This window comes from Candidatus Methylomirabilota bacterium (assembly GCA_036002485.1).
Lineage (GTDB): Bacteria > Methylomirabilota > Methylomirabilia > Rokubacteriales > CSP1-6 > AR37.
The window spans coordinates 1-21,426 of record DASYTI010000206.1; the positions used below are offsets into that span (position 1 = coordinate 1).

Below are 21,426 nucleotides of genomic sequence, written 5' to 3' on the forward strand. Positions count from 1 at the left end.
TCAAGGCGATGCTGACCTATCCGATGAGCACGGGCCGCAACTTCGACGAAGTGCTGCGGCTGCTGGATTCCTGCCAGCTGACGGCGAAGCACAAGGTGGCCACCCCCGTGAACTGGAAGCAGGGGGAGGACGTCATCATCGTGCCCGCCGTCTCGGACGCCGATGCCAAGCAGGCGTACCCGGGCGGCTGGAAGTCGCCGAAGCCGTACATCCGGATCGTTCCCCAGCCGCGATAGACACGGCGACGCTCACCGGCGGTGGCCGCGTGGCTACCGCCGGCGAGCGGCTTCCCCCGCCGGGTCATCGTGGTGCCGAAGCTTCGTCCGGAAGACATAGGGAGCGCCGCGCATGGCCAACCGCACCCTGAAGATCGAGAACGCGCGGTACGTCCTGACCCTGGATGGTCAGCGTCGCATCATCCGTGACGCCTCCATCCTCGTGGAGGACGGCCGGATCCGCCGCGTGGCCAAGGCGGCCGAGCTGGCCGCCCTGCCCGCCGACCGCGTGATCGACGCCCGACGGCTGCTCGTCACCCCGGGCTTCGTCAACGGCCACATGCACATCAGCTACGCGCACGCCGTCCGCGGGATCTTCCCCGACGAGCTGGCCAGCCCCCTCGTCCACGTGTTCGCCCTCCAGGAGGCCATGACCGAGGAAGAGGAGTATCACACGACCTTGCTCGGCCTCGTCGAGCTCCTGAAGAACGGCACGGTGTGCTTCGTGGATCCGGGCAGCACGAAGTTTCCCGACGCGTGTCTGCAGGCCTACGAGGACTCCGGCATCCGGGTGATCCTCGGGGAATGCGTCACCGATCAGGACGCCCCCTTCAAGCTGCCCCGCTACGCCACCGGCGAGGCGGTCGCGCGGACGGCGTCCTTCGTCGAGAAGTGGCACGGGCGGCTCCAGGGCCGCGTGCGGGCCTGGGCCATGCCCTTCTCGCCTGAGACCTGCAGCGGGGAGCTCTTGCGGGCGCTCAAGCGCGTGGTGGACGAGCGTGGCACGGCCCTGACGCTCCATCACGGCAGCGGCCCCAAGGCGCGCCAGGAATACGCTGCTCGCCATGGCCGGCGACCGACGGAGTACCTGGAATCCCTCGGCGTGGTCGGACCCAACGTCGTCCTCGCGCACGCCCTTGGCCTGGACGACGCCGAGATCGACTGCCTGGCCCGCACGCAAACCGCCGTGGTCATGTGCCCCGTCACCGCCGCCAAGAGCGGCCGCGGGGTGCCCGAGCACGGCCGGATGCCGGAGCTGCTGGCCAAGGGCGTCAAGGTCGCTCTGGGCTGCGACTCGCCCAACAACTCCAACCACCTCGACATGGTCCGCGCCATGAACATGGCGGCCATCCAGTACAAGGACGCCCGCCAGGACTTGCGTCTCATCCCCGCCGAGTCCGCTCTCGAGATGGCCACGGTGGTGGGCGCGCAGGCCTTGAACGTCGGCGACGACCTGGGCTCCATCGAGCCGGGCAAGCGCGCGGACTTCGTGCTGTTCGATACGGAGAGGCCGGAGTGGCAGGCCCTCTTCAATCCCGTCAACAACCTCGTCTACAACGCCGACGGCCGGAGCGTGCACACGGTGGTGGTGGACGGCCGCGTCGTCGTGGAGGACCACCGTCAGTCCTTCGTCGACGAGGGCCGGCTCTTCGCCAAGGTGCAGGAGATCGGCGAGGGCCTGCAGGCGAGGACGGGCATCACCTTTCCCCGCTCGCGCTGGCCCATCGTCTGAATCACCGAGCGCGAGGCGCTGACCTGAACCACCGTTCCGGAGGCACGTCATGAAATTCGGTCTCTACAGCTCGATCGCCAATCCGCCTCGGGGCGAGAATCTGGACCGCTCCATCGACGAAGTCATCGCCGAGGCCCAGCTGGCCGAGGCGAGCGGCTTCGACTCGTGCTTCTTCGGCGAGCACCACCAGGACAAGGACGGCTTCCTGCCCTCGCCGCTGATCGTGGCCACCGCGGTGGCCTCCCACACGCGCCGGCTCAACGTCGGCACCTCGGTGATCCTGCTCCCCCTGCATCACCCGGTGCGCGTGGCCGAGGACGTCATCACGCTGGATCTGGTCTCCAAGGGCCGCGTCATCCTGGGGGTGGGCATCGGCTATCAGCCCGCCGACTTCCGCGCCTTCAACGTGCCCATGGAGCACCGCGTGGAGCTCTTCGAGGAGGGCGTGGAGATCATCCGCAAGTGCTGGAGCGGGGAGCCATTCTCCCATCGCGGGAAGCACTACACGCTCGAGGACGTGCAGATCCGCCCGCGGCCGTTCCAGCAGCCGTCGCCGCCGCTGTGGATCGGGGCCAGCGTGCCCGCGGCCATCCGTCGCGCGGGCGTCCTCGCCGACGCCTTCGTGGCCACGCCCAGCACCACGCTGGACAGCGCCGTGAGCCAGGTCGAGGCCTACCAGGAGGCGGCGCGGAAGTCGGGACGGACGCCGCGGGTGGTCTTCATGCGCGATGCGTGGGTCGCGCAGACCCGGGGGGAAGCCGAGAGCGTGTACGGCCCCGAGGTCATGACCGCGTACCAGTACTACTGGCAGAACCGGCTGGCGGAGTTCCGCAATATTCCGCCGGGCACGGAGTTCACCCTGAAGAATCTCGCGCCCCATCGGCTCATCGTGGGGGATCCCGAGACGTGCGTGCGGGAGTTCCATCGCTGGAAGGAATCGACGGGAGCGGAGTATTTCCTCCTCCGCCTGCGCCACGCCCATTCCGGCGGCCCCTCGCACGACAAGATCATGGCGGCCATCAAGCTCTTCGGCGACAAGGTGCTGCCGCACTGCCGCTGAGGCGCCGCTCGATCGCTCCTGGCCTCAGAGGCCGTACAGCTCCTTGGCGTTCTCGCAGAGGATGTGCCGCCGGGTCGAGGGGCCGACCGCCTTGAAGTTGTCCTCGATGGCTTTCTGCGATTCCGGCCACGTGCTGTCCGGGTGCGGGTAGTCGGACGCCCACATGACGCGGCTCTCCCCGAGGGTGTCGACGACCCGTACGCCCACGTGGTCGGTCTGGAAGGTGGCCCAGATCTGACGCCGGAAGTAGCCGCTCGGCGGCATGGTCAGCTGGAGTCCACCGTGGGTGCGCCAGTACTCCTCGGCGTCGAGAAACTTCCGGTACGTGTCGTCCATCCGCTCGAGCATGTAGGGCAGCCATCCGATGCCCGTCTCCGCGAGCACGATCTTCAGCGTGGGAAAGCGCTCGCACGCCCCGGAAAAGATCACGGCGGCCAGCGGCTCATCCATCTGCAGGGTGGCGCAGGCCACCCGGACTCCGATATTCCCCGCGGTCGTCGCCTTCGGGCCGCTGTCCACGGTCGTGCGCAGCCCGCCGCCCAGGTGAAAGCCGATCGGCATGCCCGTCTCCGCCCCCGCCTCCCACAGGGGCTCCCAGTCCTCGTCCCAGAGCGGTCGCTCCACGCGGGCGGCCAGAAACATTCCCGTCCGGAGACCGATCTGCTTGAGATAGCGCACCTCGTCGGCGGCCTCCTTCGCGTCATCGATCGGAATCAGTCCCGCCCCCACGAAGCGCGCGGGCGCCGTGGCGCAGAACTCGGCGAGCCAGTCGTTGTAGGCGCGATAGCACACGCGCCGCAAGCCGGGATCCTTGATGAGCAGCGGCACGATCGGCCCGTACATCACGGTGGCGTCGACGCCGTCGCGATCCATGTCCGCGAGGCGCAGGGCCGTGGTGGTGGGGCGCAACACTCCGGGCTCGAGCACGCCGCCCCGCTCCAGCGCCGAGCGTCGACCGCTGAGCGCGCCCACGCCGCCCCGTCGGCCCCCCCACGCTTCCCATCGATCGTCGCCGCAGACCCAGTACGGCCCATCCGCCGTGTCGACGACGCGGGGGGCGCGCTCACGCCACTGGGCGGGCACCCTCTTCTGCCAGAGATCCTTGGGCAGCCACGGCATGTCGATGTGATCGTCCGCCGAGATGATCCGGTATTCCATGACCTCTCCTCCCTCCATCACGCGATGAACGCCGCCTCGTGGCGATCCGCCTCTGGTCGGCGGGTTCTCATGATGCGCCAATCGGGCCGGACGGGCAATCAGGATGTCGTAGCGCCGAGGTCCTCGTCAGCCGCGCTTCTTGCGGGCGCGGAGGTCGATGGCGCCGGGGCGCAGGCGCGGGTCCTCCCCTCGGGGGAAGATCTGGGCCTTCTGCACTTTCTGGGTGCCCGTGGTGGGCAGGCGGTCGACGAAGAGGACCCAGCCCGGCGCCTTGAAGTAGGCGAGCCGGCCGAGACACCAGCCCGCGAGCTCTTCGGCCAGGCGCGCGTCGGCCGTCGAGCCGGGCATGGGCACCACACAGGCCATGACCTCCTCCTCGCGGATCTCGTCGGGCACGGCGAGCACCGCTACCTGCGCGACGGCTTCGTGGGCCTGCAGGCACGCCTCCACCTCCGCCGCCGCGATGTTCTCGCCGGAGCGGCGGATGATGTTCTTCTTGCGATCGACGAAGTAGAGCATGCCGCGGCCGTCCCGACGCACGACGTCGCCCGTGTGGAACCAGCCGCCGCGCCACGCCTCCTCGGTGGCCTCCGCGTTCTTCAGATAGCCGGCGAAGAAGCCGTGGCGTGGGCCTTCGGGTCCGCTCCAGCGGATGAGGAGCTCGCCCTCGCCATCCACGGGCAGCTCGCCGTCACGCTCGTCGACGACGCGGGCCTCGAGGCCGCCGTGGGGCCGTCCGAAGGCGCGCGTGTGGACCTCGCGCGGCTCGAAGCGATCGGCCAGGATGCGGCCCGTCTCGGTCATCCCCCAGACCTCCACGAGAGGGAAGCCGAAGCGTTTCTCGAAAAGCTCGTGAAGCTCGGGCTCGACGCCCGCGCCCAGGCCGAACTTGATGCGATGCCGGCGCTCCTCGGGCGCAGGCTCCTGGTTGAGGAGGAGCGGAGGCATCACGCCGAGATAGTGAATGATGGTCGGACGCGAGGCGTCCACTTCGGGCCACCAGCGGCGCGGGCTGAAGCGCTCGGGCAGGATGACGCAGTTGGCGGTGAGGATGGCGCACGTCGCCGTCACCGCCTGGCAGTTCATGTGAAAGAGCGGCAGCGGATTCATGAAGCGCTCGCGCCCGTGCTCGATGGCAAGCCGCCCGCCCAGGTCGCGGTACCAGGCCCCGGCGTTCAGATAGTAGAAGTTGGTGAGGATGCAGCCCTTGGGCCGTCCCGTGGTACCCGAGGTATAGAGGAGGCCGCACTCGGTGTCGAGCCCGGGCGCTCCCGCACGCGGGGCCGGTCTCGCTTTGGGAAGCTCGGCGGGCAGGGCCTCGGCATCGACCACGGGCAGCGGTGTCTTTCGTTCGCGCGCCACCGCCTCGAGGACGCCGACGCGTGACGAGATCGTCACCGCCAGCTCCACCTCGGAGTGGTCCATCTGATACAGGAGCTCGTCGTGGCGATAGTCGGGATTGATGGGGACGATGCCCACGCCGAGCGCATTGAGGGCCAGATAGTGGAAGAAGAACTCCGGCCGGTTCTCGAAGAGGAGGGCCACGCGATGGCCGTGGCCATGGCCGGCGGCCGCGTAGCGCTCGCGCAGGGCCAGCGCCTCGGCGCGAACCTGCGCGTAGGTGTACTCGACACCGGCGGGATGATAGGCGCGCCCGGGGGATGGTGGCGCGCAGAGGAAGGCCTGGTCGGGCGCAGCCTCCGCGGTGGCCAAGAACGCGTCGAAGACCGTGCTTGGCGTCGAGGCTCCGCGCGTCACCGCCCGCGCTACCGCCGCCGGCGGCGCCGGCGGGGCTTTCGATCGACTTCTTCAAGAGTCGTAACGCGTGCCTCGAGCCTCAAGACCCGGTCTCCGAGGCCGTCGCTCCGCCCCGACTGTTCGCCGAAACGCTGGTGCGATAGCTCGTTAGAAAGGGCCATGGCCTCCGCGAGCCCGCGCATGTCTGCACGAAGCGATTCGGCAACCACATCGAAGTGCCGGCGCGTCTCGACGGCGGAAGTCTGGATCCGCTCGTCGACGTAAGTACGCGTCTCGGCGGCGGAGATTTGAATCCGTTCGTCTACGTAGGTACGCGTCTCGGCAGCGGAGGTCCGAAGCTGACCGTCTATGTAGGCGCGGGTCTCAGCGGCAGAGGCTCCGATGGCCCCATCGACGAAGATGTGGGTCCTGTCTTCGCTCGAGCGGAACTCGCCGAGCAGATCTGCGCGCAACCGGTCGATGGCGTCACGCGTTTCCGGGTCCACGGCCCAAGTCTCGCCGCGCTCGCGCAGCTTGTCAACGTCGCTGGGTGGATACGTCGACGCCAGGCCGAGCGCCCCCCACTTAAAGGAGGGGTGGGCGAGGAAACAATCCGGCCAAAACCTTGGCCAAAACTTTGGGAAGTCGGGCGTGTCATAATCGGGGGGAGAAACCTCATTCACCCGAGAGGAAAGGCCCCGAACCATGGCGACTGAGCCCAGTGCCCTCGAGCTCAAGATGGACCCGGCGAACCTCTATCGTGAGGACAGCTTCACGGACCGGCGGATGGGCTTGATCCGTGTGCTCACGCCCGTCAAATCTGACGGGCTGACCGACGCGAGCCGCAAGGTTGTCTATATCGGGGAGGCGCAGCTGCTGACGGCCGCCGGGCCGCTGCCCCTGAGCTTCGAGATCGAGGCGGCCTCGCTCGGCGAGGCCGCCGAGCGCTTCGGCGACGGCGCCAAGGCCGCCGTGGAGCGCGCCATGCGCGAGCTCGAGGAGATGCGGCGGGAAGCCGCCTCGTCCATCGTCATTCCCGGTCGCGATCCGCTCGGATTCGGCAAATCCGGCCCCATGCCCGGCGGCGGCAAGCTCCAGTTCCCGTAACCGGGCCCACGAGCACCATCCACCCTTACATCCGAGGTAGGCCATGGCTGAGCCGACGAAAGTGCGGTCTGCGAGAGAAACCGAGCTGCTGGAGCGGGCCAGGAAGCGCCTGCCCGGCGGCGTGCTGGGCACGTACAAGTACGCGTCCGATGCCGCCTTCGTGGTCAAGCACGGCAAAGGCTCGAAGATCTACGACATGAGCGGGCGCGAGTACATCGACTACGTCCTGGCCTCGGGCCCGCTCGTCCTCGGCCACGCCCATCCGGCGGTGGTGGCCGCGGTCCGCGAGCAGATCGAGGGCGGCAGCACGTACTTCATGGTCAACGAGCCCATCATCCAGCTCGCCGAGGAGATCTGCGAGGCCATGCCGTGCGCCGAGCAGGTGCGCTTCACCTCCACGGGCTCGGAGGCCACGTTCTTCGCCCTGCGCGTGGCCCGCACCTATCGCCAGCGTGACAAGATTCTGAAATTCGAGGGCGGCTACCACGGCGCCCACGACTACTCGATGATGAGCTCGGCCCCGCGCGCTCCCAAGGCCTTCCCGGCGCCCGTGCCCGACTCTGCGGGCATTCCCCACTCGATCGAGAGCGAGGTGCTGATCGCGCCCTTCAACGATCTCGGCACGGTGGAGGGCATCATCGCCACCCACGCCGATGAGCTGGCCGCGGTGCTCGTCGAGCCGCTGCAGCGCCTGGTGCCGCCCCAGCCCGGATTCCTGCAAGGGCTGCGCGAGATCACCCGCCGCCACGGCGTGCTCCTCATCTTCGACGAGGTGGTGACGGGGTTCCGCCTGGCGTATGGCGGGGCCCAGCAATACTACGGGGTCGTACCCGACCTCGCGGCCATCGGCAAGATCGTGGGCGGCGGCTTTCCTCTCGCCGCGGTGTGCGGCTCCGAGGAGCTGATGCGCCCCTTCGATCCGGAGTACGACGGAAAGGGAGACTTCATCTCCCAGTCGGGCACGCTGAATGGCAACCCGATTGCCGCGGTGGCCGGTCTCGCCACCCTCGCCGAGCTACGCAAGCCCGGCGCCTACGAGACGATTCATGGCACGGGCCGGCGCCTCATGGCCGGATTGACCGAGCTCGTGGGCAAGGCGAGACTGCCCGGGCAAGTGGTGGGTGAGCCCGTGTGCTTCGACGTCCTCTTCACCGACGAGCCCGTGATCGACTACCGCGCGGTCCAGAGGGCGGACGGCGCGCTTTCCCGGACCTTCACCACCGAGCTGATCAAGCGCGGGGTGGTGAAGAACAACCAGAAAATGTACATGTCCCTCGTGCACTCGCCCGAGGACGTGGCCAAGACGCTCGAGGCCTGCGAGGACGCCTTGAAAGCCTTGCCCAGGAAGAAAGCGCGGGAGTAGTCGCGACCCCTCGAGCGGTTGCCCCCTCACCTACTCAGCCCTCGCCTCGTCGCCCGAGGCGGGCGTCTCGGCTCGAACTGCGGCCCTCTCCCCCGATGGGGGAGAGGGATTTGTTTTGAGAGGTCAGCCGGGCAGGACGGCGACCGCGGAGATCTCGATGACGGCGCCTTCGCGCAGCAGGCCCTTGACGATGACACCCGTGGCCGTCGGGTAGCGGCCCTTGAAGAGCTCGCGCCGCACGCCCGCCGTCCGCGCGTAGTTCTCGGTGGTGGTGATGTAGTCCGTGGTCTGCACGATGTGCTCGAGTCCGCCGCCCGCCGCCTCGAGCAAGCGCTCGAACTTCCGGAAGATGACGCGCGTCTGCTCCACGATGTCGCCGGGCGCCACCACCTGCCCACGCTCGTCGGTGGCGGTAGCTCCCGAGAGAAAGAGAAGATTGCCCGCGCGCACCGCCGGGGAAAACGTATAGCGCTCCGGCCACGGAGTGGGCCCCGTGATCACCTCGAAGGTGGTCATGCTCGCTCCTTGGCGTGCGCGGGCGACGTGGGCCGGCGCAGCAGAAAGCGCTGGATCTTTCCCGTCTCCGTCTTGGGCAGCTCCGTCAGAAACTCGACCTCGCGCGGGTACTGGTGCCTTCCCACCCGGGTCTTGACGATCTCGACGATCTCCTCCGTGAGCCCGGGATACGACCGTCCTCCGGGCTTCAGGACCACGAACGCCGCGACGATCTGTCCTCGCAGCGGATCCGGCCGGCCCACCACCGCCGCCTCCGCGACGGCAGGGTGGAGAAGAATGGCGCTCTCGACCTCGAAGGGCCCGATCCGGTAGCCCGCGCTCTTGATCACATCGTCAGCTCGGCCTTCGAACCAGAAGTATCCGTCGCCATCGCGTCGACCGAGATCGCCGATGGTCATCCACCCGCCCCGATGAGCTTCGCGCCACCGCGCCTCGTCTCGCCAATAGCCGAGAGCGTAGTACCCTTGGGGATCCTGGCGCATGGCGATATGCCCGACTTCCCCTCGCGCGACCTCGCGACCTTCGTCATCCACGATGGCCATCGTGCATCCGGGAAACGGGAGACCCATGGAGCCGGGCCGCACTTCCATCTCGAGCGCGCTGCCGTTGCCGATGGGGAGGCCGAACTCGCTTGCGCCGTAGTGGTCCATCACGGTGACGTTCCAGCGGTCCTGGAAGAAGCGCACCACCTCCGCGTTGAGGGGCTCCCCGCAGCTGCTGACCCGACGCAAACGGACGGGTGCGCGTCGGAGACAATCCGGGGGAAGCGCCATGATGCCGCGGAGCACGGTCGGTGTGGTGGCGAGGTTGGTGACACCGTCGCGGGATAGACGCTCGAGGCAATACTCGGGCGAGGGCGGCCCCTCGTGGCACGACACGGTGGTACCCATGGCCAGGGCAACCATGTAGCAGACGAGGCCGTAACCCCAGCCTGGATCGCCGGTCGGCCAGAAGACGTCGTCTGGACGAAGGTCAACGCCGTAGAGCATCCACGGATGCACCGCGGCCACGAAATTGGCGGCGATCTGCACCCCTTTGGGAGCGCCCGTGGAGCCGGAGGTGTAGAGCAGGACGGCGGGATCGTCCCGTCGACGCACCACGGGTGCCACGCGATCGGGCGGTCCCCCCACGGCGGCCCCGAAGCTCACATCTCCCTCCGGGAGCGGGGCGCGGCCGGCGATGGTGACGATGGGGGCGCCGCCCGGCAGCGGCGCCGGCACGCGCGGTCGGTGTTCCCACTGCGTGCACAGGACCTTAGCCTCGCTGTGCCTCACCCGGAACTCGATGGCGTCGGCGCCGAAGCCGGTGAAGATCGGGACGTAGACTCCGCCAGCCTTCCACGTGCCGAGTATGACGGCGATCGTCTCGGAGATGCGAGGCAAGAAGCCGGCCACGCGATCCCCCTCGCCCACGCCGTGAGCGCGAAGCCAGCCGCAGAAGCGCGAGCTGAGCTGGCTGAGCTCCTCGAAGGAGCAGGTTCGCGAGGCGCCGTCCTTGCCGTGCCAGCGCAGGGCGGGGCGGCTCGCGCCCACGTGGCGATCCACAATGGTCCCGGCGAGATCGATAGGAGCAGAGGGCTCCCACTCGAGCGATCGAAACGTGTCACTCCAGCGGAACCCTCGACATGCCTCGAGGTAGCTCGGGCGCCTCATCGGCAGCGCAAGAGATACACGTGGTGGCCCTCGAGCACGGTCTCGCTCTTCTGGTTCACCATGGCAATCCGCAGGCGCAGGATCCCGCGCTCCCCCTTGCGCTCGAGGGCGGCCACCTCGAACTCTGCGTGCACGGTGTCATTGAGGAGAACCGGCTTGAGGAAGCGACAGCCCTGCTCCAGGAAGGCGATCATCGAGGCTTCGAGACGCGGGGACATCGGTGAGCCGCCCAGCGCCGACATGGCCATGACCAGGAGCCCGTGGGCTACCCGGGCGCCGAAGCGCGTCCGGCTCGCGTACTCCTCGTCGTAGTGGAGCGGGTGGTTGTCCCCCGTCAGGCCAGAGAAGAGGAGAAAGTGGGCGTCACCCAGCGTGCGGGCGGGGCTGCGGAAGCGATCGCCGAGCTCGAAGTCGTCGAAGTAGAGCTGCCCGTCCTGGTCCATGGCTGCCCGGCCATTCTAGCAGGAAGCCGACGGCCACTTGACCCCGCGCTCGTTTTTGCCGATGCTTCGGCCTGAGATGGACATGGAGAAGCAGGCTCAGGCCGCAGCCGCCGCCGTCGACACTCGGGAGCTCGTCTCGCTCCTCCAGCAGATGGTGCGCATCCGCAGCTACTCCGCGGGCGGCGAAGAGGGCACCATCGCTCGCTTCATGCGTGACTATCTCGCCAAGCTCGGCCTCGAGGTCGAGCTCCAGGAAGTCCAGCCCGACCGCTTCAACTGCATCAGCCGGATGCCGGGGGCGGGCGGCGGCACCAGCCTCATGCTCAACGGCCATCTCGACACCAATCCCGCGGGCGAGGGCTGGACGAAGGATCCCTTGGGGGGCGACGTCGACGACGAATGCATCTACGGGATCGGCGTGTCCAACATGAAGGCCGCGGACGCGGCCTACGTGGCGGGGCTTCACGCGGTGCAGCGGGCGGGAATCCGGCTCCGGGGGGATGTGATCCTGGCCCACGTCGTCGGCGAGCTGCAGGGCGGCGTGGGCACGGTGCACATGCTCGAGCAGGGCGTCCGCGCCGACCGGTTCGTGGTGGGGGAGCCGACCGACAACTCGGCGCTCACCCTGCACGCGGGATCGCTCGAGGCGGAGCTGACCGTGCACGGGCGAACGCGGCACCTCTCCAAGATGGAAGAAGGCGTCGACGCCATCGCCAAGATGTTCACGGTCATCCCCGCCCTCAACGCCATGTCTTTCTCGGGACCGGATCGGGCGGACTACCGGGGGCTCCGGCGCGTGGGCATCGGCGTCATCCGCGGCGGGCTCGGGCCCGAGTACCAGGACTGGCGGCCCTCCCTCCTGGCTGATCGCTGCTCGATCAAGTTCTCCGCGCGCTACAGTCCGGGGCAGACGCCGGAGATGGTCGCCGAGGACATTCGGGCGCTCATCGCGCGCATGCAGAAGGACGATCCCGATCTGGTGGCGGACGTGCGCCTGAACCAGAGCGGGCAGCGGATGCTCATGGGACCCTTCGAGGTCGCGCGGGACGCGGACATCGTGCAGACCGTCGCGCGCGCGCATCGGGAGGTCGTCGGGGAGGAGCCGAAGATCGGGGACGTGGCCCCATACAAGTTCTACGGCACCGACGCCGCGCACCTGTCGCGGGCGGGAATGACGGGGCTGGTGTACGGGCCGGGAGGCAAGTACAACACCATGCCGGACGAGCGGGTGGAGCTACGCGATCTCTTCAACGCGGCACGCGTGTACGCGCGCGTGATCGTGGAGACGTGCGCGTGAGATCTGAGGGGGAGGATCGACCATGACCCATACTCGGCGTGACTTCCTTCGCCGCACGGCCATCGGCGCCGGCCTCGCGGCTCCCCTCGCGCAGACCCTGGCCCGTCCCTCCGTGGCGCGGGCCCAGGGCGACAAGCACGGAGGCACCCTGCGCATCAGCGCTACCTTCGGGCTCAGCACCATCAACCCGGTGGCCCACATCAGCGGGGCGGAGTGGCTGGCCACGCGCTGGCTCTACAACAACCTCACGCGGCTCAACATCAAGCGCGAGGTGGTGCCCGACCTCGCCGAGTCGTGGGCGGCCTCCGAGGGCGGGCGCGTGTGGACCTTCAAGATGCGGCGGGGAGTCCAGTTCCACATCGGACGTGAGGTCGTCGCGGACGACGCGGTGGCGACCATGCAGACCATCCTGGATCCCAAGACGGCCTCGCCGTACCGCGGCGAGATCGGCCCCATCGAACGCGTCGACGCCATCGACAAGTACACGGTGCGCTTCACGCTGCGGGCGCCCTTCGCCGACTTTCCCGCCATGATGACGCTGCCCGTCGCGCGCATCGTGGCCCGCGAGGGGCTGGCCGACCTCAAGGCGCTGGCCGCCAAGGAGTTCGGCTCGGGGCCCTTCCGGCTGCGCGAGTTCGTCCCGGGCGACCGCGTCACCGTGGAGCGCTTCCCGGGCTACTACCGCAGCGGGCTGCCCTACCTCGACGCGGTATCCCTCAAGATCTTCCCCGAGCCGACGACCGAGCTGACGGCGTTCAAGGGGAAAGAGACGGACGTGATCTGGGACGTGAGTCCGGACCTGTTCTCACAGGTCGCGGGCACGCCCGGGGCGGACGCCATGGCGGTGTCTGGCGGCACCTTCGCCAACGTGATCCTGCCGTCGGACAAGCCGCCCTTCAACGACAGCCGCGTGCGCGAGGCCATCAAGTACACCGTCGATCGCGCGAAGATGCTGGCCGCCATCCATGGCACGCACGGCGAGCTCGCCAACGACCATCCCGTCTCCTCCGCGTACACCTTCTACTCGCAGCTGCCCCTGCGCACCCCCGATATCAACAAGGCGAAATCGCTCCTGCGCGAGGCCGGCCACGGGGGCGGGATCTCGTTCAAGATCTCCGTGGCGGGCTCGCCGCCCATCCGCGAGCAGGTGGCCGTCATCCTCAAGGAGATGGCGAAGCCGGCGGGCTTCAACATCGACGTCGAGGTGCTGCCCTATGACCGCTACCTCGCCCAGGTGTGGAACAAGGGGGTGCCCTACGTCGGCTTCTACGCCACGCGGCCCACCGCGGACACCATCCTCATGAAGCTCTACCATCCCAAGGAGGGGCTCGACGAGGGGCGGTGGGCGCCGTCGCACGCGGAGGCCGTGAAGATGCTCGAGCAGGCGCGCGAGACCCTGGATGTCGCGCAGCGGCGCCGGCTGTACGCGCAGTTCCAGAAGATCGCCCGCGACGACGGGCCGTTCATCATCCCCTTCTTCCGCAACGAGCTGAGCGGCAAGTGGGCCTACGTGCGGGATTTCCGGCTGAATCCGAGCAATTTCGAGATGGACCTCGAGGAGGTCTGGCTCACCGCCGACGCGCCGCGGAAAAAGGCCTAGCCTGGATTGTTCGCAAGACAACGCCACCCTCACCCTGCCCTCTCCCTCTCCGAGGGAGAGGGATTCATTTGATACCTCTCCCCCGCGGCGGGGGAGAGGGCAATTCGAGCTGAGTAGACAAGGGGGAGGCCAGAATTGGGTGCGCGCGCTCTTGAATAGGTCGGGCTAGCCCGGGAGCTTGTGAGCTTCTACGTCGCTCGACGGGCGCTGTCGATCGCGCTCGTCCTCGTCCTCATCTCGCTGATCGTCTTCGTGGCCATCCACGTGCTGCCGGGAAGCGCGGCCACCCTCATCCTGGGCGAGTACGCCACCCCACAGAGCCTGCGCGCGCTCGAGCGCGAGATGGGCCTCGACCGCCCATTCGCCGTCCAGTACGTCGCGTGGATCGGGGGCGTGGTGACGGGCGACTGGGGCTATTCGCTCGCCATGAAGCAGCCCGTCACCGCGATCATCGGGCTGCGGCTGCGCAACTCCGCCCTGCTCGCCGGCTTCGCTCTCCTGGCCGTGGTCCTCGTCGCGATCCCCCTCGGCACCCTCGCCGCCCTCCGGCGCGGCCGCGCGCTCGACTTCGCGATCCTCACGGCCTCGTACGTCGGGATCTCCGTGCCCGAGTTCGTCACCGGCATGGTGCTCATTCTCGTGCTCGCGGGGCCGTCGCTTCATCTCTTTCCGACCGGCGACTACGCGCCCCTGGCCGCCGGGCTGCGCACGTGGCTCTCGCACCTGGTGCTACCGGCCCTGACCCTCACCCTCGTCCTGATCGCCCACGTGCTCCGCCAGACGCGCTCCGGGCTCGTGGAGGTCCTCCAGTCCGCCTACGTGAGAACGGCGCGGCTCAAGGGGGCGACCGAGCGCCGCGTCGTCGTGCGCCACGCCTTGCGGAACGGGCTCCTGCCCGCGGTGACGGTGATCGCCCTCGACCTCGGCTACCTCATGGGCGGCATCGTCGTGGTGGAGGAGGTGTTCGCGTATCCGGGGATGGGGCGGCTCATTCTCTACGCGATCCAGAACCGCGACGTGCCGCTCCTGCAGGTATCGATCCTCATCGTCGCCGCCACCTACGCCTTCGCCAACTTCGCGGCGGACATGGCGTACGCGTGGCTCGATCCGCGGATCCGATTTCAATGACCACCCTGGCGGGGGCTGTCCGCGCGAACCCGCCCCTGGCCATCGGCACCCTCATCCTCGCCTGCGTGCTCGCCCTCACCGTGCTCGCGCCCTTTCTCGCCCCGTACGGGGTGGCCGAGCAGAGCATTCTCGATCGCCTCCAGCGGCCAGGCGCGAGCCACCTGCTCGGCACCGATCAGTACGGCCGCGATCTCCTGACCCGCACGCTCTTCGGCGGGCGCACCGCGCTCTTCCTGGGACTGGGCGCCGTCGCCCTCGGCCTCCTCCTCGGCGTGCCCATCGGCCTGGCCAGCGGCTATGCGGGCGGGCGGACCGACGAGGTGGTCATGCGCGTGGTCGACGCCTTCCTCTCCTTCCCCGCTCTCCTCATGGCCCTCATGATCGTCACCGCGCTCGGAGCCAGCACCGCGCATGCGCTGCTCGCCATCGGCGTCGCCAATGCCCCCGGCATCGCTCGCATCGTGCGAAGTCAGACCCTGGCCGTGACGCACGAGGAATTCGTGGTGGCCGCACGCGCCCAGGGCGATTCGCATGCCTACATCATGTTCGGCGAAATCCTGCCCAACCTCCTGCCCCCCATCGTGATCGAGGCGAGCATTCGCGTGGGCTTTGCCATCCTCGCTTCGGCCAGCCTGTCCTTCCTCGGCCTCGGCGTCCAGCCGCCCACGGCGGATTGGGGGTTGATGATCCGCGAGGCGCGCCAGCACATCTTTCTCTCACCCTGGCCGCTCCTCTGTCCCGGCCTCGCGCTCGCTCTGACCATCGTGGGCTTCAACCTCTTCGGCGACGGCGTTCGTGATCGCCTGGCCGGGCGTACGTGATGTCGCGGCAAACGCCCGAGCCCGCTCTCCAGATCGAGCGGCTATCCGTGAGCTTCGAGACGCCGCGCGGCGAGGTCCAGGCGCTCCGCGATGTCAGTCTCGAGATCGGGACCGGCGAGGTCTTCGGAATCGCGGGCGAGTCGGGCTCGGGCAAGAGCACGCTCGCCTTCGCGATCATGCGCGATCTGGCGTCCAACGCGAGGGTGGTCGGCGGCGCCATCCACTTCGCGGGCAAGGACCTCCTCGGCCTGGCCCCGGACGCCCTCCGGAGCATTCGGGGCCGGCGCATCGCCATGGTCTACCAGGACCCGAAGTCCGCCCTCAACCCGTCGATGCGCGCCGGGCAGCAGATCGCCGAGGTGCTCGAGATCCACGCGCTTGCCTCCCGGGCGGGCGCGGCGGCGCGCGCGCTCGAGCTGCTGGCCCTGGTCAACATCCCCGACCCATCGGCGGTCGCCCGCGCCTATCCGCATCAGCTCAGCGGCGGCATGCAGCAGCGGGTGGTCATCGCCATGGCCCTCGCGGGTGACCCAGCCCTCCTCATCATGGACGAGCCGACCACGGGGCTCGACGTCACCACGCAGGCGCGGATCCTCGAGCTGGTGGCCGGCTTCAGACACAATATCGGCGCGGCCATCCTCTACATCAGCCATGACCTTGCCGTCATCGCCCAGGTGAGCGACCGGGTGGGCATCCTCTACGCGGGCGAGCTGGTGGAGGCGGCGCCGGCCGCGCGGCTCTTCCGTCGCCCCGCGCACCCCTACACGAGCGGCCTGCTCGACGCCCTGCCTGATCTCGACCTGGCGCGCGCCTTCCGGCCGATCCGCGGCCGGCTCCCGGACCTCACGCACCTGCCCGAGGGCTGCGTCTTCGCGCCCCGCTGCGACTTTGTGGAGGATGCCTGCACTCGCGGGCAGCCTCCCATGGTCACCGTCGGCCCGGCGCACGCGGCACGCTGCCTGCGGTGGGAGACGGTGATCGCGACCCCGCCCACCCCCCAGGCGCGGCGCGCCGCCCTTCCATTGCCCGAGATCGCCGCACCTGTCGCGAGTGTCGAGAGCCTCACCAAGCACTACGACGAGCCGGGCGCCCTCACGCGGTGGCTGGGACTCGCGCGTCCACCCGTGCACGCGGTCGACGACGTGACGTTCGACGTCCGTGGCGGTGAGGTCCTGGCTCTCGTGGGCGAGAGCGGCTGCGGCAAGACCACGCTCGGTCGCCTCCTCCTGAGACTGCTGCCCCCGACCTCCGGCGCCGTGAGCATCCGCCGTCGGCAGTCCTTTGCTGAGATCACGAACGACGCGGAGTTCCGCCGCGTGGTCCGCGTCGTGTTTCAGAACCCCGATTCATCGCTGAACCCCACCAAGCGCGTCGCGGCCATTCTCGAGCGTCCGCTGGCCATCCAGGGCGTGCCACGCCCGGCGCGCCGGGCCCGGGTCCGCGAGCTGCTCGAGGCCGTGCGCCTCGACGCCGGCTACCTTCGTCGCTTGCCTCGCGCGCTGAGCGGAGGAGAGAAGCAACGGGTGGCCATCGCGCGCGCCTTCGCCACGGGGCCCGAGCTGGTCGTCCTGGACGAGCCGCTCTCCGCGCTGGACGTGTCGAGCCAGGCCTCGGTGGTCGATCTCCTCACCGAATTGCGGAACCGGCTCGATGCGACGTACGTGTTCATCTCGCACGACCTGAGCCTCGTGCGCCACTTCGCCGACCGCATCGGCGTCATGTATCTCGGCCGCCTGGTGGAGCTAGGCACCATGGACGAGATCTTTGACCCGCCGTATCACCCCTACACGCGGGCGCTGCTCTCCTCGATCCCCGTGCCCGATCCGTCCGCGCGGGCGGTCACGGTCAGGCTCGAGGGCGCCGTGCCGAGCGCCCGCCGCCCACCGCCCGGCTGCCGCTTCCACACCCGCTGCCCGAGCAAGCTCGGTCGTATTTGCGAAGAGGTCGAGCCTCCCCTCCAGCGCGCGGACGGCACGCACTGGCTCGCTTGTCATATCCCGCTCGACGACCTGCGGCGCGAGCGGCCCGTTCGACCGGCCCGCGACTCAGTTTGAGCGCTGGCACTGGGGCAAGTTGCGAGCCAGATCAACTCAGCTCTCGCCTCGGGCTGCGCCCTCAGCTCGAACGGCCACGCGCGAGCGGGCCGGCAGCCCGAGGCGTACGTGGGTGTACGTTGAGGGTTGCTGGCCCGCTCGCAACGTGGCAGTTCGAGCTGAGCGGCTCGGCCGCGAAGCGAGGGCTGAGTGGATCTGGCGAAGTAAATTGACCCAGTGCCGGTGGCGCCCACGCCTTGCGCCCTGCCGCACCCGCTGCTAACATCGGCGCCCACCATTCCAGAGGAGGCGCTCAATGCGCAGGCATGTCCGCTTGATCATGATCATGGCCGTCGCGCTCTTCACTGCCCTGCACTCCACGCCGTCTCCGGAGACCGAGGCCCAGCCCAAGCGCGGAGGCACCCTGGTCATGCTGGTGCAGCCCGAGCCGCCGACGCTGGCCTCGTATCTCTCCACCTCGGGGCCGATCGGGCAGGTCACGGCCAAGGTCTACGACGGGCTGCTCGAGTACGACTTCAACCTGAACCCGTTGGCGAGCCTGGCCGAGTCGTGGCAGGTGGCCGCGGATGGGAAGAGCGTCACCTTCAAGCTGCGGCGAGGCGTGCGCTTCCACGACGGCAAGCCGTTCTCGAGCGCGGACGTGAAGTTCTCGGTGATGGAGGTGCTGAAAAAGGTGCATCCGCGGGGGCCCAACACCTTTCGCTCGGTGACCGACATCGAGACGCCGGACGAGGCGACGGCCGTGTTCAAGCTGGACCAGCCCGCGCCCTATATCCTGCGGGCGCTGTCGGGCTACGAGTCACCCATGCTCCCCAGGCACCTCTTCGAGGGGCAGGATCCGAAGAGTGCTCCGAATGCCAACAAGCCCGTGGGCACGGGGCCCTTCAAGTTCGTGGAGTGGGACAAGGGGCAGTTCATCCGGCTCGACCGCAATGACCAGTACTGGAAGCCGGGGCAGCCCTATCTGGACCGCATCGTGGCGCGCTTCATCCCGGATCCCTCCACGCGCTCGGCGGCCATGGAGAAGGGGGAGGTGCACTTCGCGGCCTTCGACGCCATCCCGTTCGTGGACGTGAACCGCCTGAAGGCTCTGCCCCACATCGCCATCACCCTCGAGGGCTATTCGATGGTCAATCCCATCACGCTCCTCGAGATGAACAGCAAGCACCCGCCTCTGGACAAGAAGGAAGTCCGCCAGGCCATCGCCTACGCGGTGGACCGGAAGTTCATCATCGAGAATATCTGGTTCGGCTTCGGCCGCCCCGCCACGGGCCCGCTCAACGCCAACTTCGCCAAGACGGGACTGTACACGAGCGAGGTGCGGCGCTATGACACCCCCGACCGGATCGAGCGGGCCAACAGGCTTCTCGACGCGGCGGGGCTCAAGCGCGGGGCCGACGGCATGCGCTTCAAGATCATCCACGACATCCTGCCCTACGGCGAGCAGTGGCAGCGGCTCGGCGAGTACATCAAGCAGGCCCTCGGCCAGATCGGCATCGACGTCACCCTGCGCCACGAGGACGTGCCCAGCTGGCTCAAGCGCATCTTCACCAACTACGACTTCGACCTGACCTCGGACTTCTACTACAACCTGGCTGATCCCGTGCTGGGCGTGCACCGTCAGTACCTGACGGATCAGATCCGCCAGGGCACGGTCTTCGTCAACAGCACGCGCTACTCGAACCCAAAGGTGGACGATCTGCTGAAGTCGGGGACGATCGAATCCAACCCGGCCAAGCGCGCCGCCCTCTACAAGGAGTTTCAGAAGACCGTGGTGGACGACAGCCCCATCGTGTGGCTCTTCGACATGCAGTTCGTCAACATGTCCAACAACCGCTTCCAGGACATCATCACGAGCCCGCTCGGCGTCTACGGTAGCTTCGACCGGGCCTGGCAGAAGCCGTAGCGCCGGTATCTGGTCGCCGGCTCCGCGGGAATGGCGGGCGGCGCTGCCCATGAGTCCCCGCGTCCGCTACGTCGCCCGCCGGCTCCTCCACGCCATCCCCATCGTCCTGGCCATCGTGGTGCTCAATTTCTTCCTGCTGCACCTGGCCCCCGGCGATGCGGCCACCGTGCTGGCGGGCGAGGCGGGCTCGGCCACGCCGGAATACATGGCCCAGCTCCGCGCGCGCTTCGGGCTCGACCAGCCGCTCGGGCTTCAGCTCTGGGCCTATACGCGGAACATCCTCACGCTGAATCTCGGGTATTCCTTCCGTCACGACCAGCCGGTCTTCACGCTGATCGTGGCCCGGCTCTGGCCGACCCTGCTCTTGATGGTGACCACGCTCGTCCTCTCGGTGACGGTGGGCTCGCTGCTCGGACTGCTCGCCGCCACGGGTCTTCATCGCTGGCGCGACACCGTCATCTCGATCTTCGCCCTCGTCTCCTATGCCACCCCGCTCTTCTGGCTGGGCCTCATGCTCATCGTGCTGTTCTCGATCCGGCTGGGCTGGCTGCCCACGAGCGGGATGGAGAGCATCGGCGCCTTCAAGACGGGCTGGGCGCGCGCCCTCGACATCGGCCGGCATCTGATCCTGCCCACGGGCGCGCTCTCGCTCTTCTACATGGCGCTCTACACCCGCCTCATGCGGGCCTCGCTGCTGGAGCAGGCGGGCATGGACTACGTGACGACGGCGCGGTCCAAGGGGCTCTCGGAGGGGCGCATCGTCTGGGCCCACACGCTGCGAAACGCGCTCCTGCCCGTGGTGACCATGGCGGGGCTGCAGACCGGGGGCTTGCTGGGTGGCTCCGTCATCGTGGAGACGGTGTTCGGCTGGCCGGGGCTCGGACTCCTGGCCTTTCAGTCGCTCTTCGCACGCGATCTGAACCTGCTCCTCGGCATCTTCTTCCTCTCCGCCTGCACGGTGGTGGTGGTGAACCTGGCCGTGGATCTCCTCTACACGCTGCTCGACCCGCGCATCGAGGTCGCCTGATGGCCGCCTTCTCGCGCCGCTATGGCCGGAATCGCGCGGCGGTGCTCGGCCTCTGCATCCTGGGCGCCGTCGTCCTCCTGGCCCTGGCCGCGCCGTGGATCAGCCCGGGGAGCCCCTTCCGGCTCGCGGGCAAGCCGCTTTCCCCGCCCTTCGGCGAGTATCTCTTCGGCACCGACACGCTCGGCCGCGATGTGGCCGCGGGCATCACGCACGGCGCGCGCACGTCGCTCCTCATCGGGCTGGTGGCCACGACGATGGCGGTGGCCGTGGGCACCGTGCTCGGCGGGCTGGCGGGCTTCTACGGCGGCATCGTGGACGATCTCTTGATGCGGGTGACGGAGTTTTTCCAGACCATTCCGGCCTTTCTCTTCGCCATCGTGCTGGTCGCGGTGCTTGGCTCGTCACTCTCGAGCACGGTGATGGCCATCACCGTGGTGTCCTGGCCCGCGGTGGCGCGGCTCGTGCGCGGAGAGTTCCTCGGCATGCGCCGGCGCGACTTCGTCCAGGCGTGCATCGGACTCGGGATGCCGGATGCGCGCATCATCTTCCGCCACATCCTGCCGAACTGCCTGGCCCCGATCATCGTGCTCGCCTCCCTCATGGTCGCCACGGCCATCCTCATCGAGTCGGGCCTCTCCTTCCTCGGGCTCTCCGATCCCAACGTGATGAGCTGGGGCTTTCAGGTAGGGGCCGGGCGCGGCGTGCTCCGGGTGGCCTGGTGGCTCTGCGCCATTCCGGGCGTGGCCATTCTCCTCACCGTGCTGGCCATCAATCTGGTGGGCGAGGGCCTGAACGACGCGCTGAACCCCCGTCTCCGGCGGTAGGCACT

The 21,426-nt window shown here is 68.5% G+C and carries 19 protein-coding genes; 13 read left to right on the plus strand and 6 right to left on the minus strand.

From position 1 onward, the window contains the following. The 3 genes from VGT00_18205 to VGT00_18215 all read left to right on the plus strand — a co-directional run. Nucleotides 1-236: peroxiredoxin (locus tag VGT00_18205; GenBank protein HEV8533362.1), on the plus strand; the 236-nt coding region annotated here is incomplete at its 5' end. A gap of 112 nt (nucleotides 237-348) precedes the next feature. Beyond that, complete coding sequence (locus VGT00_18210; GenBank protein HEV8533363.1) at nucleotides 349-1,728, plus strand: amidohydrolase family protein; 1,380 nt, start codon at nucleotides 349-351, stop codon at nucleotides 1,726-1,728. A gap of 49 nt (nucleotides 1,729-1,777) precedes the next feature. Then, nucleotides 1,778-2,788 carry an LLM class flavin-dependent oxidoreductase gene (locus VGT00_18215; GenBank protein HEV8533364.1) on the plus strand — a complete coding sequence of 337 codons (1,011 nt, stop codon included), beginning with the start codon at nucleotides 1,778-1,780 and terminating at the stop codon, nucleotides 2,786-2,788. Between the two features lie 24 nt (nucleotides 2,789-2,812). Here VGT00_18215 and VGT00_18220 read toward each other — a convergent pair whose 3' ends face one another. The 3 genes from VGT00_18220 to VGT00_18230 all read right to left on the minus strand — a co-directional run bounded on the left by VGT00_18220 (nucleotide 2,813) and on the right by VGT00_18230 (nucleotide 6,189). Continuing rightward, nucleotides 2,813-3,946, minus strand: a complete 1,134-nt coding sequence (locus VGT00_18220; protein ID HEV8533365.1) for an amidohydrolase family protein — start codon at nucleotides 3,944-3,946, stop codon at nucleotides 2,813-2,815. Between the two features lie 126 nt (nucleotides 3,947-4,072). Then, nucleotides 4,073-5,704 carry an AMP-binding protein gene (locus VGT00_18225; GenBank protein ID HEV8533366.1) on the minus strand — a complete coding sequence of 544 codons (1,632 nt, stop codon included), beginning with the start codon at nucleotides 5,702-5,704 and terminating at the stop codon, nucleotides 4,073-4,075. An 8-nt stretch (nucleotides 5,705-5,712) separates the two neighbouring features. Then, nucleotides 5,713-6,189 (minus strand): hypothetical protein, encoded by a 477-nt coding sequence (locus VGT00_18230; protein ID HEV8533367.1) that lies wholly within the window; start codon nucleotides 6,187-6,189, stop codon nucleotides 5,713-5,715. Between the two features lie 199 nt (nucleotides 6,190-6,388). Here VGT00_18230 and VGT00_18235 point away from each other — a divergent pair, with 199 nt between their 5' ends. Both VGT00_18235 and VGT00_18240 read left to right on the plus strand, forming a co-directional pair. After that, nucleotides 6,389-6,790 (plus strand): hypothetical protein, encoded by a 402-nt coding sequence (locus VGT00_18235; protein ID HEV8533368.1) that lies wholly within the window; start codon nucleotides 6,389-6,391, stop codon nucleotides 6,788-6,790. 43 nt (nucleotides 6,791-6,833) lie between these two features. Further along, nucleotides 6,834-8,153, plus strand: a complete 1,320-nt coding sequence (locus VGT00_18240) for an aminotransferase class III-fold pyridoxal phosphate-dependent enzyme (GenBank protein ID HEV8533369.1) — start codon at nucleotides 6,834-6,836, stop codon at nucleotides 8,151-8,153. Nucleotides 8,154-8,276: 123 nt separating this feature from the next. Here the strand turns inward: VGT00_18240 and VGT00_18245 are convergent, their stop codons facing one another. From VGT00_18245 to VGT00_18255, 3 genes are all read right to left on the minus strand, one after another. Then, on the minus strand, nucleotides 8,277-8,669 hold the full coding sequence (locus tag VGT00_18245) for a RidA family protein (GenBank protein ID HEV8533370.1): 393 nt from the start codon (nucleotides 8,667-8,669) through the stop codon (nucleotides 8,277-8,279). Beyond that, entirely contained in the window at nucleotides 8,666-10,201 is a 1,536-nt protein-coding gene (locus VGT00_18250; protein HEV8533371.1) for an AMP-binding protein, read from the minus strand. Before VGT00_18250 ends, VGT00_18245 begins: the two co-directional genes overlap by 4 nt. Nucleotides 10,202-10,317: 116 nt before the next feature. After that, nucleotides 10,318-10,764: a MaoC/PaaZ C-terminal domain-containing protein gene (locus VGT00_18255; GenBank protein HEV8533372.1), complete on the minus strand. Its 447-nt coding sequence runs from the start codon at nucleotides 10,762-10,764 to the stop codon at nucleotides 10,318-10,320. 82 nt (nucleotides 10,765-10,846) lie between these two features. Here VGT00_18255 and VGT00_18260 point away from each other — a divergent pair, with 82 nt between their 5' ends. The 8 genes from VGT00_18260 to VGT00_18295 all read left to right on the plus strand — a co-directional run bounded on the left by VGT00_18260 (nucleotide 10,847) and on the right by VGT00_18295 (nucleotide 21,421). Continuing rightward, nucleotides 10,847-12,061, plus strand: a complete 1,215-nt coding sequence (locus VGT00_18260) for a M20/M25/M40 family metallo-hydrolase (protein HEV8533373.1) — start codon at nucleotides 10,847-10,849, stop codon at nucleotides 12,059-12,061. Nucleotides 12,062-12,083: 22 nt separating this feature from the next. Then, nucleotides 12,084-13,661 carry an ABC transporter substrate-binding protein gene (locus tag VGT00_18265; protein ID HEV8533374.1) on the plus strand — a complete coding sequence of 526 codons (1,578 nt, stop codon included), beginning with the start codon at nucleotides 12,084-12,086 and terminating at the stop codon, nucleotides 13,659-13,661. Nucleotides 13,662-13,841: 180 nt separating this feature from the next. Continuing rightward, nucleotides 13,842-14,789 (plus strand): ABC transporter permease, encoded by a 948-nt coding sequence (locus tag VGT00_18270; GenBank protein ID HEV8533375.1) that lies wholly within the window; start codon nucleotides 13,842-13,844, stop codon nucleotides 14,787-14,789. Continuing rightward, nucleotides 14,786-15,610, plus strand: coding sequence for an ABC transporter permease (locus VGT00_18275; GenBank protein HEV8533376.1), 825 nt, complete (start codon nucleotides 14,786-14,788; stop codon nucleotides 15,608-15,610). Before VGT00_18270 ends, VGT00_18275 begins: the two co-directional genes overlap by 4 nt. Beyond that, nucleotides 15,610-17,664 (plus strand): ABC transporter ATP-binding protein, encoded by a 2,055-nt coding sequence (locus VGT00_18280; protein HEV8533377.1) that lies wholly within the window; start codon nucleotides 15,610-15,612, stop codon nucleotides 17,662-17,664. The genes VGT00_18275 and VGT00_18280 overlap by 1 nt, the downstream gene beginning before the upstream one ends. Nucleotides 17,665-17,959: 295 nt before the next feature. Continuing rightward, a complete protein-coding gene (locus VGT00_18285; GenBank protein ID HEV8533378.1) occupies nucleotides 17,960-19,570 on the plus strand; it encodes an ABC transporter substrate-binding protein in 1,611 nt (536 codons plus the stop codon). A 49-nt stretch (nucleotides 19,571-19,619) separates the two neighbouring features. Further along, the gene (locus VGT00_18290; GenBank protein ID HEV8533379.1) at nucleotides 19,620-20,597 is read left to right on the plus strand and encodes an ABC transporter permease; all 978 of its coding nucleotides are present in this window, start codon (nucleotides 19,620-19,622) and stop codon (nucleotides 20,595-20,597) included. Beyond that, entirely contained in the window at nucleotides 20,597-21,421 is an 825-nt protein-coding gene (locus VGT00_18295; GenBank protein HEV8533380.1) for an ABC transporter permease, read from the plus strand. The genes VGT00_18290 and VGT00_18295 overlap by 1 nt, the downstream gene beginning before the upstream one ends. Nucleotides 21,422-21,426: the final 5 nt, after the last annotated feature.